The 22,828-nt window shown below is 46.2% G+C and carries 21 protein-coding genes; 10 read left to right on the top strand and 11 right to left on the bottom strand.

What is annotated here, in order from left to right; translation table 11 throughout:
- Positions 1-32: 32 nt before the first annotated feature.
- The 4 genes from pcp (at position 33) to AKL11_RS02935 (ending at position 4,061) form a co-directional block, all read left to right on the top strand.
- Positions 33-728 (top strand): pyroglutamyl-peptidase I, encoded by a 696-nt coding sequence (gene pcp / locus AKL11_RS02950; RefSeq protein ID WP_067515109.1) that lies wholly within the window; start codon positions 33-35, stop codon positions 726-728.
- A gap of 50 nt (positions 729-778) precedes the next feature.
- Positions 779-1,750 (top strand): aldo/keto reductase, encoded by a 972-nt coding sequence (locus AKL11_RS02945; RefSeq protein WP_067515108.1) that lies wholly within the window; start codon positions 779-781, stop codon positions 1,748-1,750.
- 218 nt (positions 1,751-1,968) lie between these two features.
- Positions 1,969-2,190 carry a hypothetical protein gene (locus AKL11_RS02940; protein WP_157673382.1) on the top strand — a complete coding sequence of 74 codons (222 nt, stop codon included), beginning with the start codon at positions 1,969-1,971 and terminating at the stop codon, positions 2,188-2,190.
- 26 nt (positions 2,191-2,216) lie between these two features.
- Positions 2,217-4,061: a DEAD/DEAH box helicase gene (locus AKL11_RS02935; RefSeq protein ID WP_067515106.1), complete on the top strand. Its 1,845-nt coding sequence runs from the start codon at positions 2,217-2,219 to the stop codon at positions 4,059-4,061.
- Positions 4,062-4,116: 55 nt separating this feature from the next.
- Here the strand turns inward: AKL11_RS02935 and AKL11_RS02930 are convergent, their stop codons facing one another.
- Positions 4,117-5,748, bottom strand: a complete 1,632-nt coding sequence (locus AKL11_RS02930; RefSeq protein ID WP_067515105.1) for a zeta toxin family protein — start codon at positions 5,746-5,748, stop codon at positions 4,117-4,119.
- Between the two features lie 233 nt (positions 5,749-5,981).
- Positions 5,982-6,659, bottom strand: coding sequence for a PAQR family membrane homeostasis protein TrhA (trhA, locus tag AKL11_RS02925; RefSeq protein ID WP_067515104.1), 678 nt, complete (start codon positions 6,657-6,659; stop codon positions 5,982-5,984).
- A gap of 433 nt (positions 6,660-7,092) precedes the next feature.
- On the opposite strand from trhA, the gene AKL11_RS02920 reads away from it, so the two are divergent.
- A complete protein-coding gene (locus AKL11_RS02920) occupies positions 7,093-7,821 on the top strand; it encodes an META domain-containing protein (RefSeq protein ID WP_067515103.1) in 729 nt (242 codons plus the stop codon).
- A gap of 45 nt (positions 7,822-7,866) precedes the next feature.
- Here AKL11_RS02920 and AKL11_RS02915 read toward each other — a convergent pair whose 3' ends face one another.
- A complete protein-coding gene (locus tag AKL11_RS02915; RefSeq protein WP_067515102.1) occupies positions 7,867-8,256 on the bottom strand; it encodes an acyl-CoA thioesterase in 390 nt (129 codons plus the stop codon).
- Positions 8,257-8,520: 264 nt separating this feature from the next.
- On the opposite strand from AKL11_RS02915, the gene AKL11_RS02910 reads away from it, so the two are divergent.
- The 4 genes from AKL11_RS02910 to AKL11_RS02895 all read left to right on the top strand — a co-directional run bounded on the left by AKL11_RS02910 (position 8,521) and on the right by AKL11_RS02895 (position 12,246).
- On the top strand, positions 8,521-8,853 hold the full coding sequence (locus tag AKL11_RS02910) for a PBPRA1643 family SWIM/SEC-C metal-binding motif protein (RefSeq protein WP_067515101.1): 333 nt from the start codon (positions 8,521-8,523) through the stop codon (positions 8,851-8,853).
- A 238-nt stretch (positions 8,854-9,091) separates the two neighbouring features.
- The gene (locus AKL11_RS02905; RefSeq protein WP_067515100.1) at positions 9,092-9,385 is read left to right on the top strand and encodes a GIY-YIG nuclease family protein; all 294 of its coding nucleotides are present in this window, start codon (positions 9,092-9,094) and stop codon (positions 9,383-9,385) included.
- 162 nt (positions 9,386-9,547) lie between these two features.
- Entirely contained in the window at positions 9,548-11,266 is a 1,719-nt protein-coding gene (locus AKL11_RS02900; protein WP_067515099.1) for an AMP-binding protein, read from the top strand.
- A 548-nt stretch (positions 11,267-11,814) separates the two neighbouring features.
- Positions 11,815-12,246, top strand: coding sequence for an H-NS family histone-like protein (locus AKL11_RS02895; protein WP_067515098.1), 432 nt, complete (start codon positions 11,815-11,817; stop codon positions 12,244-12,246).
- A 253-nt stretch (positions 12,247-12,499) separates the two neighbouring features.
- Here AKL11_RS02895 and AKL11_RS02890 read toward each other — a convergent pair whose 3' ends face one another.
- Entirely contained in the window at positions 12,500-13,231 is a 732-nt protein-coding gene (locus AKL11_RS02890) for a DsbA family protein (protein WP_067515097.1), read from the bottom strand.
- A 356-nt stretch (positions 13,232-13,587) separates the two neighbouring features.
- Here AKL11_RS02890 and AKL11_RS02885 point away from each other — a divergent pair, with 356 nt between their 5' ends.
- A complete protein-coding gene (locus AKL11_RS02885) occupies positions 13,588-13,854 on the top strand; it encodes a hypothetical protein (RefSeq protein ID WP_067515096.1) in 267 nt (88 codons plus the stop codon).
- A gap of 200 nt (positions 13,855-14,054) precedes the next feature.
- Here the strand turns inward: AKL11_RS02885 and AKL11_RS02880 are convergent, their stop codons facing one another.
- The 7 genes from AKL11_RS02880 to AKL11_RS02850 all read right to left on the bottom strand — a co-directional run bounded on the left by AKL11_RS02880 (position 14,055) and on the right by AKL11_RS02850 (position 22,813).
- On the bottom strand, positions 14,055-15,968 hold the full coding sequence (locus tag AKL11_RS02880) for a DUF1302 domain-containing protein (RefSeq protein WP_067515095.1): 1,914 nt from the start codon (positions 15,966-15,968) through the stop codon (positions 14,055-14,057).
- 405 nt (positions 15,969-16,373) lie between these two features.
- Positions 16,374-17,558, bottom strand: a complete 1,185-nt coding sequence (locus AKL11_RS02875; protein WP_067515094.1) for an SO2930 family diheme c-type cytochrome — start codon at positions 17,556-17,558, stop codon at positions 16,374-16,376.
- A gap of 3 nt (positions 17,559-17,561) precedes the next feature.
- Positions 17,562-18,788: a parallel beta-helix domain-containing protein gene (locus AKL11_RS02870; protein WP_067515093.1), complete on the bottom strand. Its 1,227-nt coding sequence runs from the start codon at positions 18,786-18,788 to the stop codon at positions 17,562-17,564.
- Positions 18,789-18,898: 110 nt separating this feature from the next.
- Positions 18,899-20,044, bottom strand: coding sequence for a helix-turn-helix domain-containing protein (locus tag AKL11_RS02865; RefSeq protein ID WP_067515092.1), 1,146 nt, complete (start codon positions 20,042-20,044; stop codon positions 18,899-18,901).
- 270 nt (positions 20,045-20,314) lie between these two features.
- Positions 20,315-20,998, bottom strand: coding sequence for a hypothetical protein (locus tag AKL11_RS02860; protein WP_157673381.1), 684 nt, complete (start codon positions 20,996-20,998; stop codon positions 20,315-20,317).
- A gap of 226 nt (positions 20,999-21,224) precedes the next feature.
- Positions 21,225-21,857, bottom strand: coding sequence for a hypothetical protein (locus AKL11_RS02855; protein WP_067515090.1), 633 nt, complete (start codon positions 21,855-21,857; stop codon positions 21,225-21,227).
- Between the two features lie 494 nt (positions 21,858-22,351).
- A complete protein-coding gene (locus AKL11_RS02850) occupies positions 22,352-22,813 on the bottom strand; it encodes a hypothetical protein (RefSeq protein ID WP_157673380.1) in 462 nt (153 codons plus the stop codon).
- Positions 22,814-22,828 lie beyond the last annotated feature (15 nt).

The raw sequence follows: 22,828 nt of genomic DNA, 5'->3' as shown, positions 1-22,828 counted from the left end.
AGACATAATTATTTCAAGCCATCGGGTAGTCCATGAAAACAATACTAGTGACCGGTTTTGAACCTTTTGGTGGCATGCCACTGAACCCGGCATTAGAAACGATCAGAGCGTTGAACGGCACGCAGGTCATGGATGGTTTTGCCGTTTTTCAAAAAGTCTGTGTACCGGCTGTTCATAATAAGTGCATTCAGAAGGTCTTGGCTGCCATCGAACAGTATCAGCCTGAGCTGGTTCTGATGTTAGGGCTTGCTCCCGGGCGTAAGGGGGTTACCCCGGAGCGGGTGGCGATCAATATGGATGATTTTCGTATCCCGGATAACGAAGGTAATCAGATCGTAGATAACCCCATTGTTTCTGATGGGCCCGCTGCATATTTCAGTACGCTGCCTATTAAGTCCATGGTTCATAAAATGCACCTGTCTGGTATCCCCTCTTCAGTGTCTAACAGCGCTGGCAGCTTTGTATGCAATCATCTTTTTTATGGCGTGATGCATCATTTACACAGCCCTGAGCCTAGAAAAAGCCTTGCGCCAGGAGAAAACCTTACGCCAGGAAAAAGCCTTGTGCGTGCAGGGTTTATCCACATCCCACTGTTACCAGAGCAAGCAGTGAAAGGTGATGAACCTTCAATGTCACTGGAACACATTGTGAAAGCAATAAGGGTTTGCGCAGAAACGGCGCTGTCTGTTACAAAGGATATGGTAATTACAGGCGGAGAGATTGCCTGAACCTATTCCCCCATAATAATTGCATAAGTTGGCCAATGGGTCGGAGTCTTATGAACAGAATTCCCTTAAATATTTTTTTACATCATTCCAGTCGGATTGCTGCGGGGTGCATGGGTTTGGGCGGAAGCTGGGACGATGCCCCAGTGACAGGCAATGATGTCCGTCTTGCCCATGAGCTGGTGGATCATTCATTGGATTGCGGCATTAATTTTTTCGATCATGCCGACATTTATACCCGTGGCAAGGCTGAACAGGTATTCGGGAAAGTATTGTCTGAACGACCAGAATTAAGAAGAGATATTTTTATCCAAAGTAAGTGCGGTATTCGCTTTCAGGAAAATGGTGCGCCTCAGCGATACGATTTTTCCAAAGAATGGATTATCAGCAGTGTCGAAAACAGTCTTGCCCGATTAAACACAGAATATCTGGATCTGTTGCTTCTGCACCGCCCTGACCCGTTGCTGGAGCCAGAAGACGTCGCCGATGCCTTTCAGCAATTACAAAGAGCAGGCAAAGTGAAGCATTTTGGTGTTTCCAACATGAATGGACATCAGATTAAATTCCTTCAGGGGTATCTTGAGCAACCCATTATTGTGAACCAGCTGGAGATGAGCCTTTCTCACCTGGACTGGGTCGATGAAGGGGTTGTGTTTAATTATCCAGACAGTGCTGCCATCAGCTTTACGCCGGGCACCATTGAATACTGCCGTACTCATAACATTCAGTTGCAGGCTTGGGGCTGTTTAAGTAAAGGGTTGTTCAGTGGCAAAGACATCAGCGGTGAATCCGAATCTGTGAAAGCAACGGCTCAGCTGGTTGCGAGTTATGCCGCAGAGTTGAATGTCTCGCGAGAAGCGATTGTTCTTGCCTGGCTGATGCGTCATCCGGCAGGTATTCAGCCGGTGATTGGCACCACCAATGGTGAGCGGATTCGAGCCTGCCAGCAGGCGGAAAGCATCGAACTGAGTCGTGAACAGTGGTACCAACTATTTTTAACGGCTCGAGGTCGTGCACTTCCTTGACCTGAGTCATTGAAATAAAAGAGTATTCACTATCCGAAAAACGCGCTAGAATACGCGATCTTTTTCTTGTCCCCTGTATTTTGGCTTTGTTCCACAATACAGGGTGTGTTGAGAAGTCCTGGCACTTCGTTTCCTGCATCTCATTAAGTTGATTGTTCGAATCAACGGTTAACCGGCGGATCTGGCTGATGATATAGCCCCGTCAATGCAGGCCAAGCTTGTTTATTCAAGCCTCTTCAAACGCAGTCATGGACCTAACCGGCGATCTGGAATCAGGAGTCTTATCTCCTGATCCGGATACCAGCACCAGGAAGTCCATGGCGAGCCACCTTTCCGAACATCTCTCGGTAATGTGCATTGCCATTTTATTTCTGCTTGTTCAGGGCGTCGCCAGCCCAAAGCAGCCGTGGGTCAGAATTGCCCGTGAGCCGCTTTTTTAGTACGGAATTCATTTTTGGAGTTATTAATGACAGATACCAATGACGCGATCACCTTTGCGGATCTTCCCCTGTCAGAAGCGGTACTCAAGGCGGTTCAGGACGTAGGCTACGAAAGCCCATCCCCGATTCAGGCCCAGAGTATTCCTCATCTTCTGGAAGGAAAAGACCTGCTGGGTCTGGCGCAGACCGGTACCGGTAAAACAGCAGCTTTTGCTCTGCCACTGCTGTCCGGCATTGATCTGAAACAGCGCGATCCTCAGATTCTGGTACTGACACCAACCCGTGAACTGGCCATTCAGGTAGCGGAAGCATTCCAACGTTATGCTCGTCATATGAAAGGCTTTCACGTACTGCCAGTATACGGCGGTCAGGATATGCGTGGTCAGCTGCGTAGCCTGCAGCGCGGTGCTCACGTTATCGTGGGTACGCCTGGCCGTGTAATGGACCATCTGCGTCGTGAAAGTTTGAAACTGAGCGGCTTGAAAACGGTGGTTCTGGATGAAGCCGACGAAATGCTGCGCATGGGCTTCGTAGACGACATCGAGTGGATTATGGAGCAGACACCTGCTGAGCGTCAGGTAGCTCTGTTCTCTGCCACCATGCCTTATCAGATCCGTAAGATTGCTGATACGCACCTGAAGAACCCAGCAACGGTTGAAATCAAGGCTAAAACAGCCACCGTTGATACCATCACCCAGAAAGTCTGCATGGTCAGCGGTTTCCACAAACTGGATGCGCTGACTCGTATTCTGGAAGTGGAACCTTTTGATGCCATGATTATTTTCGTGCGCACCAAAACGGCCACCGTAGAACTGGCAGAAAAGCTGGAAGCCCGTGGTTTTGCGGCCGCTGCACTGAACGGTGATATGAGCCAGGCATTGCGTGAAAAAGTAGTCGATCGTCTCAAGAAGGGTTCTCTGGATATTCTGATCGCTACCGACGTCGCAGCCCGTGGTCTTGACGTTGAGCGTATGAGTCACGTAGTAAACTACGACATTCCTTACGATACAGAAGCTTATGTACACCGTATTGGTCGTACTGGCCGTGCAGGTCGTACCGGTACAGCGATTCTGTTTGCTACCCATCGTGAGCGCAGAATGCTGCGTGCCATTGAAAGTGCGACACGACAGCGCATCGATACAATGCGTCTGCCTTCCATGAGCGATGTGCGTGATATCCGTATCCGTCAGTTCAAGGAAGAAGTGGGCAAAGTGCTCGAAATGGGCGAAGAGCTGGATATGTTCCGTGAGCTGGTTGCAGAAATGGAACAGGAAAATGCCCTGAGCTACGAAGATATGGCGGCTGCGCTGTGCTTTATGGCTCAGAAAGAACGTCCATTCCCAGACGGTAAAGAGCCAGAACAGCCACGTCAAGGTCGTGATCGTGACCGAGGTGATCGCGGAGACAGAGGCGATCGTCGTGAACGTGGTGGCCGCGAGCGCGGTGGTGAAAGAGGCGAGCGTCGTGAGCGCAGCAACGAAGGCATGGTTCGCTATCGTGTTGAACTGGGTCGTGACCAGGGTATCAACCCGGGCGATCTGGTGGGTGCTATTGCTAACGAAGGCAAGATTTCTGGCCAGAGCATTGGTCATATCAAACTGTTCGACAGCTGCTCTTCTGTCTACCTGCCAGAAGGAATGGATAAAAACATTATTCAAACCTTGCAGGGTGCCAAGATTCGTAACCGTCCAATGGAACTGAAACTTTGGACTGGTGAAGAGCCTCCGGCATCAGAGCGTCGTGACGGTGGCCGCAGAGACGGTGGTCGTGGTCGTCGTGAAGGCGGAGCGCCACGTAGAGAGGGAGCTCCTCGTCGTGAAGGCAGTCGTGGCGGTGATCGTCGTCCGCGTCGTGATAACAGTACTAGTTAATCAGCTAATGGTTGAGCCTTTGTTAAGAGGCTCAACCATTTATATTACTTTGGTGTCAGTTTCTTTTAGGTTGTAATGACAGCCCTGAATAATCATTTCTTATTTTCTCAATCATTTTTAATTGGCTGTTATTTTCATACCGGCGGGCCGTGTGAGCAATTTGACGATAGGTTTGATTAAAAAGTTGTCTTGAATCCTTGTTCGATTTTTTTATGACCTCCGTTGGAATAAACCTACCGGAGAAGTCCTGTCTTGTCTTAGCACGCTGAAGGCAAGTGTCAAGATCGACATCGACAAAATAGATTTTTACATAGAAGCCTGCTTGTTTGAACTTATTAACAAGCCCAGTAAAATATATTTCATCGGTTGCCGTGGTTGTATGAATAAAATGTTGCTTTTGGGTAAGAGCAGTATTTATTTGTGCATTCTTAGCTCTGACCGCTTTCCAGTGAAGATTTGTTCCTTTGTGTTTAACATGGTTATCGAATGCCGTGTTTGCGGCTATATCGTGATTAGCAGGCACATGGCTCTTAATTTCTTGTGCTAGCTGCTGGTATTCTGGGTCTTCTTTTTTAATTTGGTCTGCATCAATAAGCCGGTAAGCCCTTTTAGGTACTTGAGGGTCTTTTAGCCCCATAATTTCATTAGCCAAACCATTTTTACCAGAGGCTGACCCTCCTATGATAAAAATTGCTCTTGGTACATTGTCTGAAACAGAATATTGTTGCTGTTGAACAGTCTGGGCTCTTAGTACCTGATGAGTAGGAGCCGAATTTTTATTTACTGGGTTTCTCCGGTGTTTTGGCCGTGACGGGTTCTGTTGAATAATCGGTTGTGGTGAGATTGATAGTACGTCATTCCATTGCTTGTTTGGAATGCCTTTTTGTTGATGCCGTTGCATGAATTTACATAGTTTTACTGCATATTCTTTATGCCCGACAGCGACCAGAAATCTAAACATACGTTTGATACGTGCTTCATTGTGATCACCGTTACCTTGCCAGCGAACAGCCTTGTTCTTATTTATGATTTTAAAGTCGCAGTCTTTTAGTGGTGCGTTGGGATAGGAACCGATCTGTTTAATTCCCCAGTGTGGTAACATTGTATCGGCCACCATCTCGCTAATGAATTGATCCAGTTCAGTTTTTCGATTCTGAGTCATTTCTTGAATGAGCGCCTTGTTCAGTAGAGGCGCAGGTCTTGCTCCTTTTTTATAGCCTGGGAAAATGTCCTGAATAAAGTCATGATTTTCAAGGTACTGTTCATTACCTTTTCTGATGGATGCACGGGTATGGCCATTGATCATTCCTGTTCCCGCCATGAATGAAAGCCATATACGATCCTGCCCTTGTAGTTTATTGACAGTAGGTGTGTAAGTTCTATGAATATTTTGTGTTTTCTGGTGTTGGTTTTGTTCTGCCAACTTAGCAGGATCGTTTGTTTTTTTGGATGTGGTATTATTTTTTGGCAAGTGATTAATTGCTGGCAGAACCTTGGGTTGCTTCTTTATACAACGGTCATAAAGGCTAACGAAAAATTGTTTGATTGCAGTCCATATTTTTTTTAAAAATGATTCAATGCTTTCGATGATTGTTACTTTTTTATCTTTAAATTTTCCTGTTTCTATCTTTGGATGTGCGGGTTTCTCGTAAGCTTGTTTGTTCATGTTGATGGTATCTACGTTCATTATTTCTACTCCTTGTAATATTAATAAACAGAGCCTAGCAGCTAACTAGCCAGCTATAGTCTCATGTAACCGATAACAAGGCTGATAGAGTGACCGCAGTTTGAATGGTTTCTAATAACAGCGAATATAATATTTATTGGCCAAATTGCACTAACAAGGCTGTTAGCATTGCTGACATAGTGTGTTTTTTTAGCCTACTTTCTTCTGAATGCGATTTTGATAACCATCAGCTATTAGGCTGATGGTAAGACATGAAATAAGATAGAAAAAAAGTGACAGATTGCTCCGCCAAGAACAAATACGTGCCAGATAGCATGATTAAATGGCAACTTGTTCCATACATAAAAAACAACACCAAGCGTATACAGCAAACCTCCGCCAAGCAGCCAGTACATGCCAGCGACTGATAAACTTTCCGATAGCTCGCCCATGGCAAATAAAGCCATCCAGCTCATCAACAGATAAGTGCTTAATGACAGTTTCTTATATTTAGAGCCCAGAACGACTTTGAAAATAATACCGGCGACAGCCAGGGTCCAGACAATGGCAAAGAGAACCCAGCCCGTAACACTGTTCATGCTGACCAGTAAAAATGGGGTATAGGTACCGGCAATTAATAAATAGATAGAACAGTGGTCAAGTATTTTAAAAACCTGTTTGGTTTTTGGGTGCTGAAAAGCGTGGTACAGGGTAGACGCCAGAAACAATATGACCATGGACGTACCGTATACACTGAAACTGACCACTTTCCAGACGTCCGCCTGATGAGCTGAGTAAGTCACTAGTAGTGTTAAACCCGCAACGCTGAGCAGAGCCCCAAGCCCGTGGGTGACGCTGTTAGCAATTTCTTCTGCTAGGCCGTAGCTAGCACGAGCGGGTGTGTGGCGTTCAGGGGTACTCAAAGTCAGCATCCGTTGTCTTGTTAGACAGCTGATGATACTGAAGAACATTGTCAGGGTCTGTTAACGTTTCGTTACGAAGCTTAAAAAATATAACCCATCCTAACCCGGATATTTCATAAACATGTTCCCGTTCTCACTTGCCCTTTGCCGCACTAAGGGAGCTTTACTCAGTCGACCGTACTCCCCGGTATTTATGCCCTGTGGGTACGGCGCTCCATCGCAAAATCCCTTAGTACGACAAATGCCTGTGCGAGATTCGGGGCAGTTTATGAAATATCCGGGCTAAAAACCCAGCACTGAAAGACCAGAAAGAATGGCAGTGTCGGGTAATGTTCGACTACTTTTATTTTGTCGGCTCCTTTGTTTCTGTGTGGTTTCATCAATGCAAACTCTTCAGATTCTGGTAGCTATTCCCGCTTGGTTTCCGTACCTGGATTAAGAGATGAAACAGATAATTGGTTTTTGTGCAGTAATCACCGTTGGAATGTTGTTAACAGGCTGTGCCCATGATCTGACGGGCATTGAGCCGAGCCAGGTGGAAAACAAACGATGGATATTAATCTCTCAGGATGGGCGGCCGGTATCCGGGCCAAGGGTGACGATGGAAATGAGGCCCGTTACTGCACAGGATGGTCGGATTGGTGGGCAGGCTCAATGTAATCGATATTTTGGCAGCTATCAGGTAACCAACAATACACTGCACTTCTCGCCTATGGGAGGCAGTCGTGCAGCTTGCCCGGCACCGTTCATGACCAAAGAAGCGGAGTATCTCTCAGTCTTTCCTAAGTTAAACGATATTACTTTCAAAGATAACTCTTTGGAGTTGAGCCATTCTGGCGGATATCCAAAGCTCTCTTATGTCTCTGAATCTGCCAGCCTTGGTGGTCAGATCACCACTAGCCAGGGTAATTTTCCTGCGGGATCCGATATTATTATTGTGCTTCAAGATAGCAGTATGCCTGAAGATCCAGCAGGCATAGTGGGTATTGAAAGTATACAGGTAGGAAGAGACGTTGATGTTGTGGACTACGTTGTAAACTATGCACCAGAATTGGTGAAAGCAAATGGCCGGTATGAATTGATTGCAGAAGTTATACAGAATGGTCAGTTAGTGTATATGACAACCATAAGGCCAGCGGTGCAGCTCAAATCTGCCCCGGTAAAACAGTAAATCGATTGGCTCTGTTTTAATAAATAAACAGAGCCGGCTCCAAAGTTAAGCAGTCATCGCCTGTGGTATTTTCTCTGCCCCAATCTGGTGCGCAGAAGGATTTCCATGGGCATCAACACAGACAAAGACGATACGATCCACAACAATAATCACCTGTCGTGTGACTTTGTTTCGTACACAGCAGCACAGTGTCAGTGATGTCGTCCCGACATTAACCACTTCCAGGCCAAACTCAAGAACATCACCACAGGCTGCGGAGCTGACAAAATCAATCTCCGACATGTACTTGGTGACCAGCAGTTTTCCTGATCCCATTTTACAAGAGGCGTAAATGCCAGCCTCTTCATCAATCCATGCTAATAACGTACCGCCAAATAAACGGTACGCTGGGTTAAGGTCGCCCGGTTTTACTGCACGACGGGAAAAGTATTTCATCTTCAGATCCTTCTGATTGCCTGAGCAATCAATAATGGCAACGATTTATGACAAAATTTATACAAAATCGATATATGGCTGTGTCATCAGCAATTTAAATGCCAATCAAAGACCAGAAGTCGTGTGGACACCTATGAGGAAAGCCCCAATTGGCTTAAATCAAGGCGTTGCAGTAGAATGCGGCTCTCAAATTTTTCATTGGTTCTTTGGGTGCTCAACACACTCCGAAGGATCCGTTCATTGTCAGAATTTTCAGGTGAATATATGGGCAAATTTTATACTCAAACTAACCTTCAGATTGATGATAAGCAGGCTTGGCGGGTTTTTGATGGCAAGAAACAAGCTCGCCTTGGCTCTGAAAAGAACCCTGCAACCTTGATGGTTCAGACCGAAGAGCGTAAAGCAGAGCTGGAAAAAGAAGTGATTGAAAATGGCTGGTTTGCCAACTTTGAAGTGGATGAAGAGCAGCCAGAAGACATTTCTGCTCTGCAGACCTTGAGAGATACACCAAAGACGACCGTGCTGGAAAAGACTCCGGGTCGTAATGATGCCTGCATCTGTGGCAGCGGCAAGAAATATAAGAAGTGCTGTGCCTGATTGCTGAGCTACTGGCAGCAAACGTGCTGCCAGTAAAACAAATATGCAACCTCGTTCCCATGCTCTGAGGGTATCGCAAAACTTCAGAAACCTCGTTCCCATGCTTCGCGTGGGAATGCATACCCCAGACATCAGTGTTAAAGGGGTTCTAAGCAACCTCTATAAATGCCGGTAGTGAATTTGCTGGCAGTAATGAATAAATGTATATAGAAGGAAGCACCCTCAGGGATAGAAAAAAATGCCTTCTGATAACTGGTTTGTCTATATTATCGTCGCCAGCGATAACTCTCTCTATACCGGAATAACCACGGACATTAAACGACGGTGGCGCCAGCATTCCGGTGACATCATAGGCGGTGCGCGTTTTTTTCGTGGCAGAAAACCAGAAAAGTTAGTGTATGTAGAAGAGGGCAGTGATCGATCCTCCGTCAGTAAACGTGAAGCCGCCATAAAAAAAATGACACGTCAGCAGAAGTTGAAGCTGCTGTCGGACCCCGCCAATAAAAGTGCCAACTGGTTAGCAACACTATAACAGACGCATGTTGTCTACCCCCATATAGAACAAAATGAAGCAGAAAGTATCATTTTGGGTTCAAGAAATGACAAGGAAATAGTATGATGCACTTCAGTCTAGGGTAGTAACTAAGACTCTTCATTACCTTGGCATAACAACAAAAAAACGTATGAGGTGTTCATGGAAGCCAGTTTTTGGGACGGTAAGCGGGCCCCGGGTATCGCTGACAAGATCGATCTTGATCAGTTTCACACCCTAAGGGATGTCATTGAACATTCCGTAAAATCCTATGGCGACAGACCAGCATACACCAGCCTTGGAAAAACCATCACGTTCAACGATGTTGACCGGCTGAGTACAGAGTTTGCAGCCTATCTGCAAAATCATACGACACTGAAACCTGGCGATAAGATCGCCCTGCAAATGCCCAACCTGATTCAATATCCAGTGGTTGCCTATGGGGCGATCAAGGCTGGGTTGGTTATTGTGAATACAAATCCGCTGTACACCGCGCGGGAAATGAAACACCAGTTTAATGATTCCGGTGCCAAGGCTCTGGTTTGTTTGAACGTTGTGGGTCACTTGGTTGAAGAAATCATTAAAGACACGCCGGTAGAGCACCTTATTGTTACCGAGCTGGCCGATATGCTGCCATGGCCAAAGCGTTCGCTGCTGAACCTTGCTGTAAAGCATGTTAAAAAAATGGTTCAGCCATACAACCTGCCTCAGGCAGTGCCCTTTACCAAAGTGATGAAGCTGGGTGCATCATCCACCTATACAAAACCAGCCGCGCCAGACCGAGATGACATTGCCGTATTGCAGTACACCGGTGGCACGACAGGTGTCGCTAAAGGCGCCATGCTGACTCACCGTAACCTGGTCAGTAATGTGCTTCAGACGTCTAACGTCATGACTCAGTTTGATGAAAATGGCCAGCCGATTATTGGTGAATCATCAACCACAGCGATTGCACCTTTACCGCTGTACCATATTTATGCGTTTACCATTCACCTGATGACATTTTTCCAGTTGGGTGGGCACAGTGTACTGATCGCTAACCCAAGGGATATGGATACCTTTGTAAAAGCATTGGTGCCACACAAGATGAATGTCTTTGTTGGGCTGAACACTCTGTTTGTCGGGCTGATGAATCACCCTCAGTTTAAGCAGCTTGATTTTTCTGCTCTGAAATTGACCCTGTCTGGCGGAACCGCTTTGCAGGCGGCAGTGGCTGAGCGCTGGAATGATGTAACCGGTTGCACCATTTCCGAGGGCTATGGTTTGTCAGAAACGTCCCCCGTGGTTTCTTTCAACCCGGCTGGAAAGTACACCAAAATTGGTACTGTCGGTCTTCCTATGGTTGCCTCAGCAGTGAAAACCATTGATGACGAGGGTAATGACTTACCTTTCGGCGAGCGCGGTGAACTGTGTGTTAAAGGTCCTCAGGTAATGAAAGGTTACCTGAATCGTCCGGAAGCAACGGCTGAAGTGTTGTCCGAAGATGGTTGGTTCAAGACCGGTGACGTTGCTGTTATTGATGATACTGGCTTCGTCAAGATCGTTGATCGTTTGAAGGACATGGTTCTGGTTTCTGGCTTTAACGTTTATCCAAACGAAATTGAAGACGTTGTCTCCAAACTGGATAAGGTGATGAATTGCGCGGTCATCGGTGTACCCGATGAGAAAACCGGGGAGGCCGTCAAACTGTTTGTTATTCCTCAGGATAAAGAGCTCACAGCGGAAGAAGTGAAGGAATACTGCAAATTGAACTTGACCGCTTACAAAGTGCCCAAGCAGATTGAATTCCGCGATGAGTTACCGGTGACGCCCGTTGGTAAAGTCTTAAGAAAAGACCTTCGCGCTGAAGAGTTGAAAAAGCGCGAGGCCTTGGCTTCCTAAAGCTTGAGCAAATAAAAAAAGCCCTGTTGGCTAATAAACCGACAGGGCTTTTTTATTGTTATATTAGGGATAAAAGATAGATGGCAGAATTTAATACATTATAAATGAATTAATATGAATGACTGCATGGGGTGAAATGACTCGACTGGCATAATTTTAGAAATGAATTAAAATGTAAGAGTTCATAATCGCTCACTTACGATGGTGGGTGTTTTTTTGATGCTTTCGAGTATTTTCGAGCAAGCAGGCACACCAAAGGCTGATGTCATCATTAGCTAGCTAAAGAACTTTTTTAAAGCGTTTTTTGGTAAGGGTGGTGTTAATATGTTTATTGCTGATGGTTTTTGTGATGGCTGTTCAGTAATGAAATTCTGCGAGTGCAATAAATGGTTATATGTGAGAAATTTCACAGCTCTATTTTAAAGGTTGGTAGTGTGTTTATTAAAGCAAAGTACCGATATTTCTAATGCGCTTCTATTTACAGAAGGCGCGGTAAATGATAATTTTCCAACGTTATTTTTAATCCCTTAATAAGATTGGTTTACCTCATGAATATTTTTGATGAAGCTATCAGTGTGCTTAAATCTAAAGTTCAGGTTCGCAAACTCCTCCAGGATTTGCACGCCGAAGACATTCAGCGGATTATCAGCCGTCTGGAAGCCATTCATGAAGAAAAAATGATGGCTCAAATGGAAGTAGAAGAAGAGCTGAACCGTAAAAAAGCAGCGATGGATGCTGTCAGAGAGAAAATGAAAGAGCTCGGCCTGTCTGTTAACGACATTAAAGGCCTGGGTGAAGAGAAAGCGCCAAGCGCTCGTAAAGGCAAGGTGCGTCAGCGTTATGTTTTCAATTATGAAACTACTGACGGCTCTGTTGTTAATTGGGAAGGTGCTACAACTGGCCGCATCCCAGCTGATTTCTCCGCATACCTTGAGCGTACTGGTAAAGATCGTAAGGCCTGCATTGTTTCTGAATTGTAGTTCTGAGCTGTAATTGTTAACTCAGTTCGATTGAAAAAAGCCCTCTAACGGAGGGCTTTTTTATAAGAAGCTGTTCATGATCGTTTGCAGCTCGCAGAAAGATTATGAACAGCGTCTAAGGGGAGAGGTATTCAGTTTCTTCCCATCGTCATCCCCGCGAAGTCGGGGATCCACTGTTCGTTGTGGATTCCCACCTGCGTGGGAATGACGGGTGGCTGGTAAATTCTTTATTGCTTCTCCCCTAAGGGAAGTTTTAATTCAAACGTTCTTCTATCATTTCTTTCAGCCTATCCTCGTGTGTGAATCCACCCACTACTTTGTCTGGGAATACCAGTGCTGGAGTGCCGGTAATTCCAAGTTTGTGGGCGAGTACAATATTATTATCTAATTGCTGGTTTATTTGATCATCAACAGACGCTTTTAACATTTCAAGGTTAAGGCCCATAGTATTGACTACGTTAGCAATCGATTGAGTGTTATGGGCGCCGGCGTGTTCCATTAGATTTTTATGCAGCGAGAGATAGGTGCTATTGCCAATTTTAGCGGATGCTAAAGCAATTGCGGCTGCTTCTCTTGAGCTCGGGCCAAGAATAGGAAGGTCTTTATAGATAATTCGCACTTCAGGGTAATTTTTAACAACACTTTCAAGAATTGGATCCTGGCGCTTGCAATAACCGCAGTTGATATCACCAAAATAAACAATGCTTAATGTTGGATTCTCTGCGCCGGCGTAGGGGTCAAAGCTATTCTTGAACAATTCAGTATTGTGATTGGTTAATGCTGAATGTTGTGCCTGATTTCTAGCCGCTTCATCCCGCCTTTTTAATTCGTCAATGACCTCAACAATAATATCCGGATTTTGCAGCAGTGTTTCACGAACCAACTGTTTCACATGCGCCTGCTGCTCGCTATCCAGTGGTTCCGCATTTGCAATTGGGGATAGCGCAATAGAGAGCAGCGCTGCCTGAAAAATGAGTTTTTTCATATAGACTCCAACGTTATGTAAAAAGAGGGTTTGGTTATTAATCGGGCTCTTTCTTCTTTTACTTAGAGCCATTACATAAGGCTTGAAGCGGCGAAAACTTTGTCATAAGTCAAAAAAACTTCGCTACATGGGGCGTATGGTTAAATCGTGAGCAGAGGTGTCAAGATCATTCAGGCGGCAGACAGCACAGAATATCGGTGGCATCCGGTGCTCTATATAAAGGTGAATATACTTCAAATCAGGCGTTGTCATTGGTTTCGGGATGTTTCGCAGTGTTCCATCGTAAGCCTGCTAAATGAATTGAGAAGAGGCCGATAACAACAGTTCCTAAATTCAACGTAAAAAGGACTGAAGCGATGAAAGTATTAGCTGTTGCTGTAGCCGGACTGTTATTGGCAGGTGCTGTGCAGGCTGGCGAGAAGGCTGAAAAAGAAGGTATGGTTTGTGGTGCTATGAGTTCTACCAATATTCATCACCAGCCTCGCTTTGGTGATGGTATGTCTCCTAATCTCTCTGTTCCAGTTACTCCAAAATTTTATGTGACCAGTGAGCGTGATTATAAGGCTTGCCGTAAGATGGCTGCTGGAAAAGGCGCTCATGTGATCATTGATCCGAATGCCTGAATATCAGATTTGATTTAGCTGGTTAAAAGAAAAACCGGTAGCTCTTGGGAGTTACCGGTTTTTTTGTGTCTGTCGTATCTCCTGGTCTCGCTCCCATGCTGTGCATGGGAGTGTATACCGATCTCGATGACGGGTATGCATTCCCACGCGTGACCCACGGGGCCTAAAAGCATGGGAACGAGATGGTCGAGATGGTGTTGTTAGAAGGTGTAACCAACAGTACCTGTGATGGTTCCCTTACGCAGTACGTTATCAGCATCACCACCCCAAGCGAGCTTGGCAGTCATGTCGTCGTACTTGGCAGTCAGGCCGAGGTTGATTTTCTTCTCGCCTTCTTCGAAACGACCAGTCATGTGGGAGTTACCACTGACGTCGTGAGTGAATCGGAAAGTGGATTCCAGATTCAGACCAGAGATGGCTACATCATTCCAGTTGGCTCCAACCATCAAGTTATAACCCCAGCTGAAACGATCTAGTCTATCGTCTGCATTTACACTGGCCGCCTCTTGAGCCCAGTCGCTAGAACCTTTAGCCACATAGCGATCATAGTCGTCCAAACCAGAAACCTGTTCAAAAGCAGCTTCAGTTACAACATAGAGCAAGTCTGTACCCAGAACAGCCCCAAATGGTTGGATAACAGAAAGGGACGCATCCCATACAGGTGCAGTCTCATAATTTGAGAACCATTCACCAACTTTGGCAGTTTTGGAGCTGTCAACATGGGAAGAGTCCCATTCACCGTTGTCAATTATGTCATTTCCTGCGAACAGTGCTTTAGCAAGAAGATCTTCAGGGTGGTCGATCCAGATTGGAGAATTCTCTGTATATGTGAGCTCCCCTGCAATTTGCGTGTAGCCGAAGACAGTAGTATTAAAACTGGCCCCCCATATTTTGATATCTTCTGCATAGGATGTGCGGGCATAAGTGGCGTTGTTTAGCAGGTATAGATTGCCAAGGGTGTAATTGCTATCGGGGGCATTAGCAACGGCGTTAGCCGCAGTCATCAAAGTAGCATCATCATCAATCATTACATCAATTGTTGGTAAGCTGGAGTGATAGTTAGCATAGTAGAAAGCAAATTCGGTGTTCTCAAGTGATTCAGGAGCGTATGTAAAGTTAACACCCCATTGGCCACTATTACTGGCTTCACTTGTACCAGAAGTATCTGCAACACGAATAAAGGCCTCTTCATATTGGAAGAGAGGCAAGGAGTTAGCACCTAAGACCGCAGCATTAATATTATTCAGAGTGGTTTTAAAAACGCCAACATCACCACCCGTAGCTATATTTGCAAAAGACTGCAGGTCATAGTGTGCAAAGTCTGACCCTGGTACAAATATATCTTCACCGGAGCCGTAAGTACCACGGCCAGGCATAATTGATTCTTCCCAGTCATATTGAATAAAGCCGGATAAGGTCATTTCATCATTGAACTGGAAGTCGGCACTGATCATACCTTGAGCTAGCTTAAGGTCTCCATCTGAGCCGGGTAGTGTAGAAAGAGCAACGTCGTAGGCATTGAGGTCCATTAAGCCTCCACCATAAAAGATGGTTTCGCCCCAGTTATGAGTTTGCTCACCCACTTTGACACTCAATTTCTGGCCGCCATCAAATGACCAGTTTCCATAAAGGTAAGCGCTTTGAAGTTTAGCCCCACGACCTTGATTGTCTTTTACTTTGTCAGACAGTCCACTATACGTACCTGATTCATCATCAAGCCCTGCTGCCATATCTTTATCATTATTAGACTGCCAATGATCGGCACCTTTCATTAATTCGTAATCATAGAATGCGGTAGCACGACCATAGAAACCATAGTTGTCTTTTTTTAGATCAAGCTCAGAAGTTAATTTCAAAGCCTTGCTAACAAACCCTTTTTCAAACGAACGATCACCGTCGTTTTCGAGCTGTTCGTTGCCGTCCGGAGTAACATACCCTTCCAAATCATACTTGGCACCCAGCGAGATAGTGGTGTTCAAAGTCCCCTGAACTTCACCATCCATCGCTTCGAATTCATAAGCGTAAGCAGAAGACGCGCCCATCATGATGGCGCCGGTTAAAACAAATCCAGCGGCAGCTGGAGCCAGTTGCAGTCGTTTTTGTGGTGTTAACATCGAGAGCTGTACCCTTGCCTTATTATTATTAGTGTTATTTTGTGTGTGTTGTTGTTGTTTGTGTGTCGGCATGCGTAGTTGTACTAAAGTGCATACCGGTATGCAAGATATTTATACCCTGTCTTGTATTTTGTGTGATTGTTACCGTGTTCTCCTGTTTCGTTGCGGTTTATGTAACACTTCTGTCGTGTAGTTTGTGGGCAGTATGTCGGCAGCCCTTTGGTTAACCGACATAACCTTCGACGTTAAGGAGGTAGAAGGGAATAACGTACCGGCTACCGTCATTCCCGCGAAGGCGGGAATCCATTGTTGTCAGTAGATCCCCGCCTTCGCGAGGATGACGATGGTATGTTCTTGCTCGCTACTTCCCTTATTTGTCGGCACCCCTCTGGGTTACCGACGTTGTTACAAAACATACCCACCCGCTACACAAGGTTTGTCGTCTGTACTCATGCCGTTAATCCAATTCGTGATCAACTCAACCCCTTGGTTATGGCTGAGAGATCGACCCAGCTCCGGCATCATGGCGCCGGGTTCTACCGATTCGATGCGGTAGACCAGAATCGATTGATCCGCATGACCCGGCATAATATCCACAGGACGATTGCCCGCGCCCTTGCCTGCAGCAATGGGGCGTTTACAGAAGCCGTAGTTTTCATCCAGTGGTGTGTCTATGGTTAAGAACAGTCCACTGGTGCGCGCCGCGCCGTTTGGGTTGTGGCAATGGCTGCAGTTAGCGTCCAAATAGCTTTTTGCCTGATGTTCGAGAGTTTCATTTTCCCGGGCATTGGGCCATAAGGCGTTCTGTGGTACGCCGTTGATATCGTCCAGTCCGGTTAATAATCCTGCGTTCATCAAGTAAGCAAGCTGATTTTCGGTGCCGGAGCTGTAGGTGAAGTCCCGGTTAAGGTGGCGGATTTTTGGTCCGAGGGGTTTGACTGCCTGCCGACTCTCTTCTTCGGCGTGGCATCCTGCGCATTGGTTAGCGTCAGGAATGATGTAAGTAAACGATGTTTGCTCTGGATTGCCATCAATGTCGGTAACGGTGAGCCGTTTGTAGTCACCTGCCCACTCCAATACGGCTTCTGTCTGTTGTTGGTTCCAGACATAAGGCAGTGCAACCCAACCATTTTCCTGATGGATTAATAAACGGGTTTCAATCAGCTTAACTTTGTCCCGAGGCAACCCGTCTTCCGAAGAAAACAGAGATTTATCACCTTCCGATGCTTTCAGTACTGTGCCTTCTGCAGCTTCTGCAACGGGGTAATAAAACGTTTTGCTGATGATGGTGCCAACGGGGTATTCAATTTCTCCATCAACGACAGTGGCCTGCTTTCCTGGTGGCACCCACAGGGTGCGCAGTTTGCTGGCGTAATCCGTAAACAGCGGTGTGTTCAATGTATACGGCACAATACCCTCAGCCAGTTCCAGATGGCTGCCACTGAACGATAACACCTGCCATTGGCTAAGGTTGTCTGGATAGTTATCCCCGGAGGTCATCAGCAGTGGCTGCGGCTTGTCGCCACAGCCTGCCAATACCAGGGAAAACAACAAGACCAGTAAAGCCCTGACCCTGATAACTGCAGTCATGATTTATCCTTCCATCGTCGGCAAAGAAATTGCGGCCAGCTTTGGTACTTCACAACGATGTTGCGTCATATCAGTGGTGATGTTGCTATAGCCGTTACCTGCATCCACATTCACAACACCACTGTCGCCATTATCGATACACAGAGCCGGCACGGTGCTGTCAGGATTGACAATGCCATCCCACAGAATATCTGGCAGGCTGCCGGTGAAACCGAATTCAGCGATTTTCAGAGCTTTCAGTTCCATGCGATCAGGGCTGTCGCCACCGCCTTCAAAACGGTTGTTGTAAACAAAGATGCCTTCTGGATAAGGGTCGAAGTTATCCGCCTGCTTGTAGTCTTTTTCGTAACCGGCGGTGAAGTAACTGCTCACAATCACGTTGGCGGTTTTGTTGTCTTTGATATCGTTATCAAATATCTCAACTTTGTCGTTTGAGTTGATCAGGATGCCAGAGCCGGCAGGCACAGCGGCCACGGCAGTTCCGGGAGTACCGAAGTTGTCATAGTTGTTTTCGAACACCTGATTTTGATAAATCCGGGTGCTATGACCAGGCTGAGTCAGCTGAGGCATGTTGAAAATCAAAATACCGCCGGTGTTGTTGGTGGCTACGTTGCCGTAAACATCCGCACCGATGGTGTTTTCAATTTCAATACCGGCAACGTTGTATTCTGCGCGATTGTTGCGAACGATCACGTTATTGGATTGCCCAACGTAAATACCCGCGTCGGAAGCACCAATGGCGATAGAGTCTTCTATCAATGTGTTTTCGGTTTGAACCGGATAAAGGCCGTATGCGCCGTTTTTGTTATCCGGGCCATTAGTCCATTCAACCCGTACACGACGGATAACAATGTTTTCACCCTGATTTACTTTCAGTGCATCACCTTTGGTGTCTTCAATGGCCAGATCTTCCACCACAAAATCGTTGGCGTTCACCAACAGGCCTTCTGCGCCGGCAACCTGGCCTTTAAAGGACAGAATGGTTTTATCCATGCCGGCACCGCGAATGGTGACACCATCCACATTCAAAGAGAGGCTGCGATCGATAGTGAACGTGCCTTCCGGTATTTCAATCACATCGCCGGCTTTGGCCTTAATCAGTTTGGATTGTAATTCTTTGCGGAAATCATCGGAGGTTTCGGTGGTCTGGGTGACGTCCTGACCATCCTGACCGCAGGCGGCCAATAAAAAGGACGTGGCAGTGACTGCCAGTAAAGAACGAATCTTCAAAGTCGCTTCCTCATTGTTGTTATTGTTTTCGGTAGTCCAGTGGACTATACGGTGAGGAGCGAGGGAGTGTCTGACTGAAAATAAAAAAGTCAGACTGATTTTAAAATCAGTCAGGCAGTTTCAGAATCAGTCAGTGATGCTGTAGATATTGATGAATGGGCAGGTCTCTGGTCTTTTCGGTATGCGCTGGGTGTCACACCGGTTCTTTCTTTAAACGCACGATTGAATGCGCTCAATGAGCGAAAACCGGTATCCAGTGCAATCGAAAGTACCGGCAAACTGTATTCCTGTTCAGAAATCAGACGACGGCAAGATTCTTGTATCCGGTAGCCATTAAGGAAGTCATTAAAATTCCGGTAACCCATCTGCTGATTGATGAGTTGTCTTAACCGGTATTCCTGAATGTTCATTGCATCGGCGAGATCGCTGATGGTTATACCTTCCTGTTTATACAGCTTCTGTTCTTCCATCAGCTGTTTTAATTGATCAATCGAGTCAGCTTCAAGAGCAGTTTCAGGTTCGTTTTGTGAAGGCTCGCAATCATCATGAAGCAAAACGTGTGTGACGGGTGATTCTTGTGATATCGATTCGGTAAACAACAAACCAGAGCGAAACTTTAGCAGGCGGCCATAAAAGGCAAACAGAAACAGAGCCAGCATAACGGGCTGAGCCAATTTAAACGCCGGTGGTCCGCCATTGAAAAATTGCTCCATAGTGACGACGACGGCGATATAAAAACCAACACTGCCCAACAGCCACACCCGAAGTTGCCGGCGGGATTCCACCAGATCATCCCGCAGGCTACGCACGACGGTGAGCAATGCATGGGCGATCAGGCCAAATTCAAGCCATTGCGGCAGATGAAACATCGCCCAATTGAAAATATAGGAGCTGTCCAGCCCAAACAGGTAAGCAGTCACTCTGCCGATAGGTGGCGAAAAAATAATGATAAAGGGAATAGCGAGTGTTTTTCTATTCAAGCGGAAGCTGTCGTCAAATAGTAGCAGGCAGACCATCCAGAACAGGGTTGGAATCATATTGCGGAAGAAACCGCAGATCCAAAGCAGCCAAAAATTATCCGTTGCTGCCTGAAGTATGGGTTGCAGCAGGTAACCCAGTAAACTGATTTGCAGTAGTGCGAAGCACAGTGCTCGTTTATCGCGACCTTTTAGTTGAACTGCTGGAGCCACCTGAAACAAGGTCATCAGTGCCAATGCAAGGCTGAAAAAGGTAGCGGCAATTTGGTAATCGGGCATCCGGATCTACACTCTTTATTATTGGTTTTATCATGCCTTTATAGACGTCATGGTATACGTAAAAAGGTGGTATAGAAAATAGTAGCTGAATAAATTCAGGGGTATGCATTCCCACGCGGAGCGAGGTTGTCGCAAAAGCCCTGGTTCCCATGCAAAGCATGGGAGCGAGATGTTTGGAGTTTTGCGACACCCTCGGAGCATGGGAACGAGGTTTCTGGAGTTTCGCGACAGCCTCAAAGCATGGGGCTAAGACATATCGAGGAAGCCACTTTATTTTTGCTCTTGTGCATTGTTTATCCACCACTCAGCACCGGATTCAGGGTCAGTTCCCAAGTGGAAAGGGTAGCGATCTTTCACGCTGTTACCTTCTTTTTCAAGATAAAGGTTGATCACTACACCAGGCGCGTTGCCTGTGGATTCTTTTAATCGATGAGTATTTTGCCCTTCAGCGGAAAAATACTCAGCGGGCTCAAACTGCACTAATTCACGACGGTATGGTAGTAACGCCAGTTTAACTTTGTTTTCCGTCAACTGATCAGAGTAACCATAAAATTCTGTGATATGGCCATGCACTAACAGTGGGCCGCAATCTACAAAATGATCATGGGTGACGGTCGCTTCTCCAGGTGACAATGTAATGGCGACCAGAGAAAAAATATCTGTTTGGATATCAAGCTGCTCAGCTGTTTCACTTTGGAACAAAACTTCTCGATGGCAGGACTTCCGCTCTGCAATTTGGGCTAACGGGGTAAGGTTAATGTTGCTATTGGCGAGCGCTTTACCGAGGTTTTTCCATACCCACTTTGGCATTTGGTGTTTTGGAATTTGTGCGTTGGCGCCTTCATCCAATAGTTTGCAGGTGAGGTCGTTTATCTGCCGCCGGATCTCATTGATGGGGTCTGTTAATGTAGCTGGCGGTGTGCCAGTCTTGAAACAGGGTGCTGTATGACTCAAACCGTGATGCCTCTCACACAAAATACAAATGCGTTACCACTATACCCATTGGATTTCAAGTTGCTACTAGGCGACAAGAGAGCGAAGCCCGTGAGCCTACAAGTAGTAGGTGATCGGGGTGAGCGAACGCTGACAACAACGTAGCAGCTTGAAAGACGATGGGTATATATCCTTATGACGAATGATTCCTGCGTGCAGTGAATATAGTCTGAGCACCGGGATTTGCTCAGATGGGATAGGTATCAATCACGATAGTAGCCAGAAGTTTAATAAGTCTTTGATCCACCAGTTCTGGTCGCAGCAGGTTTAGCGACCATTTTTCATGCCCACCGGATGATCTTTTCAAGCTGGCAATTTGAATTCTTGGATTCTCATAAGCCGCGATTCTCAGCTCTCCAGTGGCTTTGTTGAGTGTTGCTTGAGCGACGTAACGACCGTCTTTATTTTGCAGGTAGAGTTTTGCGTCTTTCACTGTGAGTAATGTGGCTTTGATATCGCCAAGATGGGTGCCAGTAGAATCATTCACATAATATTCATGCCAATAAAAGCTAAGCGTGAAAGGTAGATAGGAAGACCAGGTGAACTTGGCGGTGGCATCCCAGAATCCGTCGCTGTTGTAGAGCTCATAAGAGCGGAAGACCCGGAATTTTGATTTATACACAGTGCTGGTTATTCCGCGGATAGCATCTTCGAAAAAGAAGTCTTCGCCAAATAGGTCGTTGTCTTTGGTGATTCTCATGCTGTTGGGTGATGTGGTAATGAAATGTTGTTCATAACATCCGACGTCCAAGCAGGCTGATGCAAATGTGCTGATGAAGGTCAGCGCGATGATGAGTGCGGTGAGTGTTCGTTTGACCATGCTGACACCTGATGTAAGTAAGAAATCTTTTGGTCAATCTTTGATGTGATCTGGTATGAAAAGTTCGCTGAATAGTAATAGCATGCAATGAAAAATGGTGTTGGTTAAAAAATGAGCAGGTTTCTGCGAGGGTTGCAATCAAAGACGAAAACACACTTATCCACAGGTCATTCAATAGGTTGATCAATGAAATTGTTGATTAATATCAATATTGCGATAAGTGATAATTTTTATATTTCCAGAGGCTAAGCTCAGGTTCCCACGCGTAGCGAGGGTGTCGCGAAACTCTCAACCAACTCGTTCCCATGCTCCAGCGTGGGAATGCATACCCCAAACATCAGGGTTGGAGGGTTTCGCGACAGTCTCGGAGTATGGGAATGAGATTTGTGAAGTTTTGCGACAGCCTTTCAAGTGGATATATTTTCAGGGCAGACAAAAATGCCCGACGGGTGTCGGGCATTGATCATTAGAAAGTGAAGATGGTGTGAGAGTGCCTAATGGCGGGTTTCACTGGCGGGTAGGATATTCGGGTGATCCAGCCATTCTTCCGGGTTGTCATCAATAGAATCGATGGTCTCCACTTCGTCCAGCTCGCCACGGGTAGCAAGAACAGCCAGCTCTTTGGCAAACTTTTGCAGCACTTCGATCACATCATCCCTGTGGATATTCATGCTTTCATCAATCTCGATACTGAACAGCGGCGCTGCGTCATCAAGATCTTCATCTTCTTTGCGGATGAGCACCATGTGCAGACCGTCAAATTCGTCGTCACTGACTTCCGCCAGCTTAAAGGTAATGGATTGCGCATCCCGTAATATCGAGAGTAACTTCAGCGCTTCTGCGGCACTGAGATCGCCGGCATCGACCCGTTCTTCAACGTATTCTCTGGCAGAGAGACCGGAATCGATATAGCTATCTACCAGATCTTGAATACTCTTATATTTTTCTTGGCTCATAGACCCTCCGTACAG

It is taken from the genome of Endozoicomonas ascidiicola (genome assembly GCF_001646945.1).
GTDB lineage: Bacteria > Pseudomonadota > Gammaproteobacteria > Pseudomonadales > Endozoicomonadaceae > Endozoicomonas > Endozoicomonas ascidiicola.
The sequence above is the reverse complement of the archived record's forward strand: the minus strand, read 5'-3'. Positions and strand labels throughout refer to the sequence as shown.

Excerpts from the sequence above, each read along its gene's own strand:
- AKL11_RS02945 (WP_067515108.1), top strand. The coding sequence starts at position 779 with ATGAACAGAATTCCCTTAAATATTTTTTTACATCATTCCAGTCGGATT.
- AKL11_RS02920 (WP_067515103.1), top strand. The coding sequence starts at position 7,093 with ATGAAACAGATAATTGGTTTTTGTGCAGTAATCACCGTTGGAATGTTG.
- AKL11_RS02890 (WP_067515097.1), bottom strand. The coding sequence starts at position 13,231 with ATGAAAAAACTCATTTTTCAGGCAGCGCTGCTCTCTATTGCGCTATCC.
- AKL11_RS02895 (WP_067515098.1), top strand. The coding sequence starts at position 11,815 with ATGAATATTTTTGATGAAGCTATCAGTGTGCTTAAATCTAAAGTTCAG.
- AKL11_RS02875 (WP_067515094.1), bottom strand. The coding sequence starts at position 17,558 with ATGACTGCAGTTATCAGGGTCAGGGCTTTACTGGTCTTGTTGTTTTCC.
- AKL11_RS02885 (WP_067515096.1), top strand. The coding sequence starts at position 13,588 with ATGAAAGTATTAGCTGTTGCTGTAGCCGGACTGTTATTGGCAGGTGCT.
- AKL11_RS02910 (WP_067515101.1), top strand. The coding sequence starts at position 8,521 with ATGGGCAAATTTTATACTCAAACTAACCTTCAGATTGATGATAAGCAG.
- trhA (WP_067515104.1), bottom strand. The coding sequence starts at position 6,659 with ATGCTGACTTTGAGTACCCCTGAACGCCACACACCCGCTCGTGCTAGC.
- AKL11_RS02935 (WP_067515106.1), top strand. The coding sequence starts at position 2,217 with ATGACAGATACCAATGACGCGATCACCTTTGCGGATCTTCCCCTGTCA.
- AKL11_RS02850 (WP_157673380.1), bottom strand. The coding sequence starts at position 22,813 with ATGAGCCAAGAAAAATATAAGAGTATTCAAGATCTGGTAGATAGCTAT.
- AKL11_RS02930 (WP_067515105.1), bottom strand. The coding sequence starts at position 5,748 with ATGAACGTAGATACCATCAACATGAACAAACAAGCTTACGAGAAACCC.
- AKL11_RS02915 (WP_067515102.1), bottom strand. The coding sequence starts at position 8,256 with ATGAAATACTTTTCCCGTCGTGCAGTAAAACCGGGCGACCTTAACCCA.
- AKL11_RS02905 (WP_067515100.1), top strand. The coding sequence starts at position 9,092 with ATGCCTTCTGATAACTGGTTTGTCTATATTATCGTCGCCAGCGATAAC.
- AKL11_RS02880 (WP_067515095.1), bottom strand. The coding sequence starts at position 15,968 with ATGTTAACACCACAAAAACGACTGCAACTGGCTCCAGCTGCCGCTGGA.
- AKL11_RS02865 (WP_067515092.1), bottom strand. The coding sequence starts at position 20,044 with ATGCCCGATTACCAAATTGCCGCTACCTTTTTCAGCCTTGCATTGGCA.
- AKL11_RS02900 (WP_067515099.1), top strand. The coding sequence starts at position 9,548 with ATGGAAGCCAGTTTTTGGGACGGTAAGCGGGCCCCGGGTATCGCTGAC.
- AKL11_RS02855 (WP_067515090.1), bottom strand. The coding sequence starts at position 21,857 with ATGGTCAAACGAACACTCACCGCACTCATCATCGCGCTGACCTTCATC.
- pcp (WP_067515109.1), top strand. The coding sequence starts at position 33 with ATGAAAACAATACTAGTGACCGGTTTTGAACCTTTTGGTGGCATGCCA.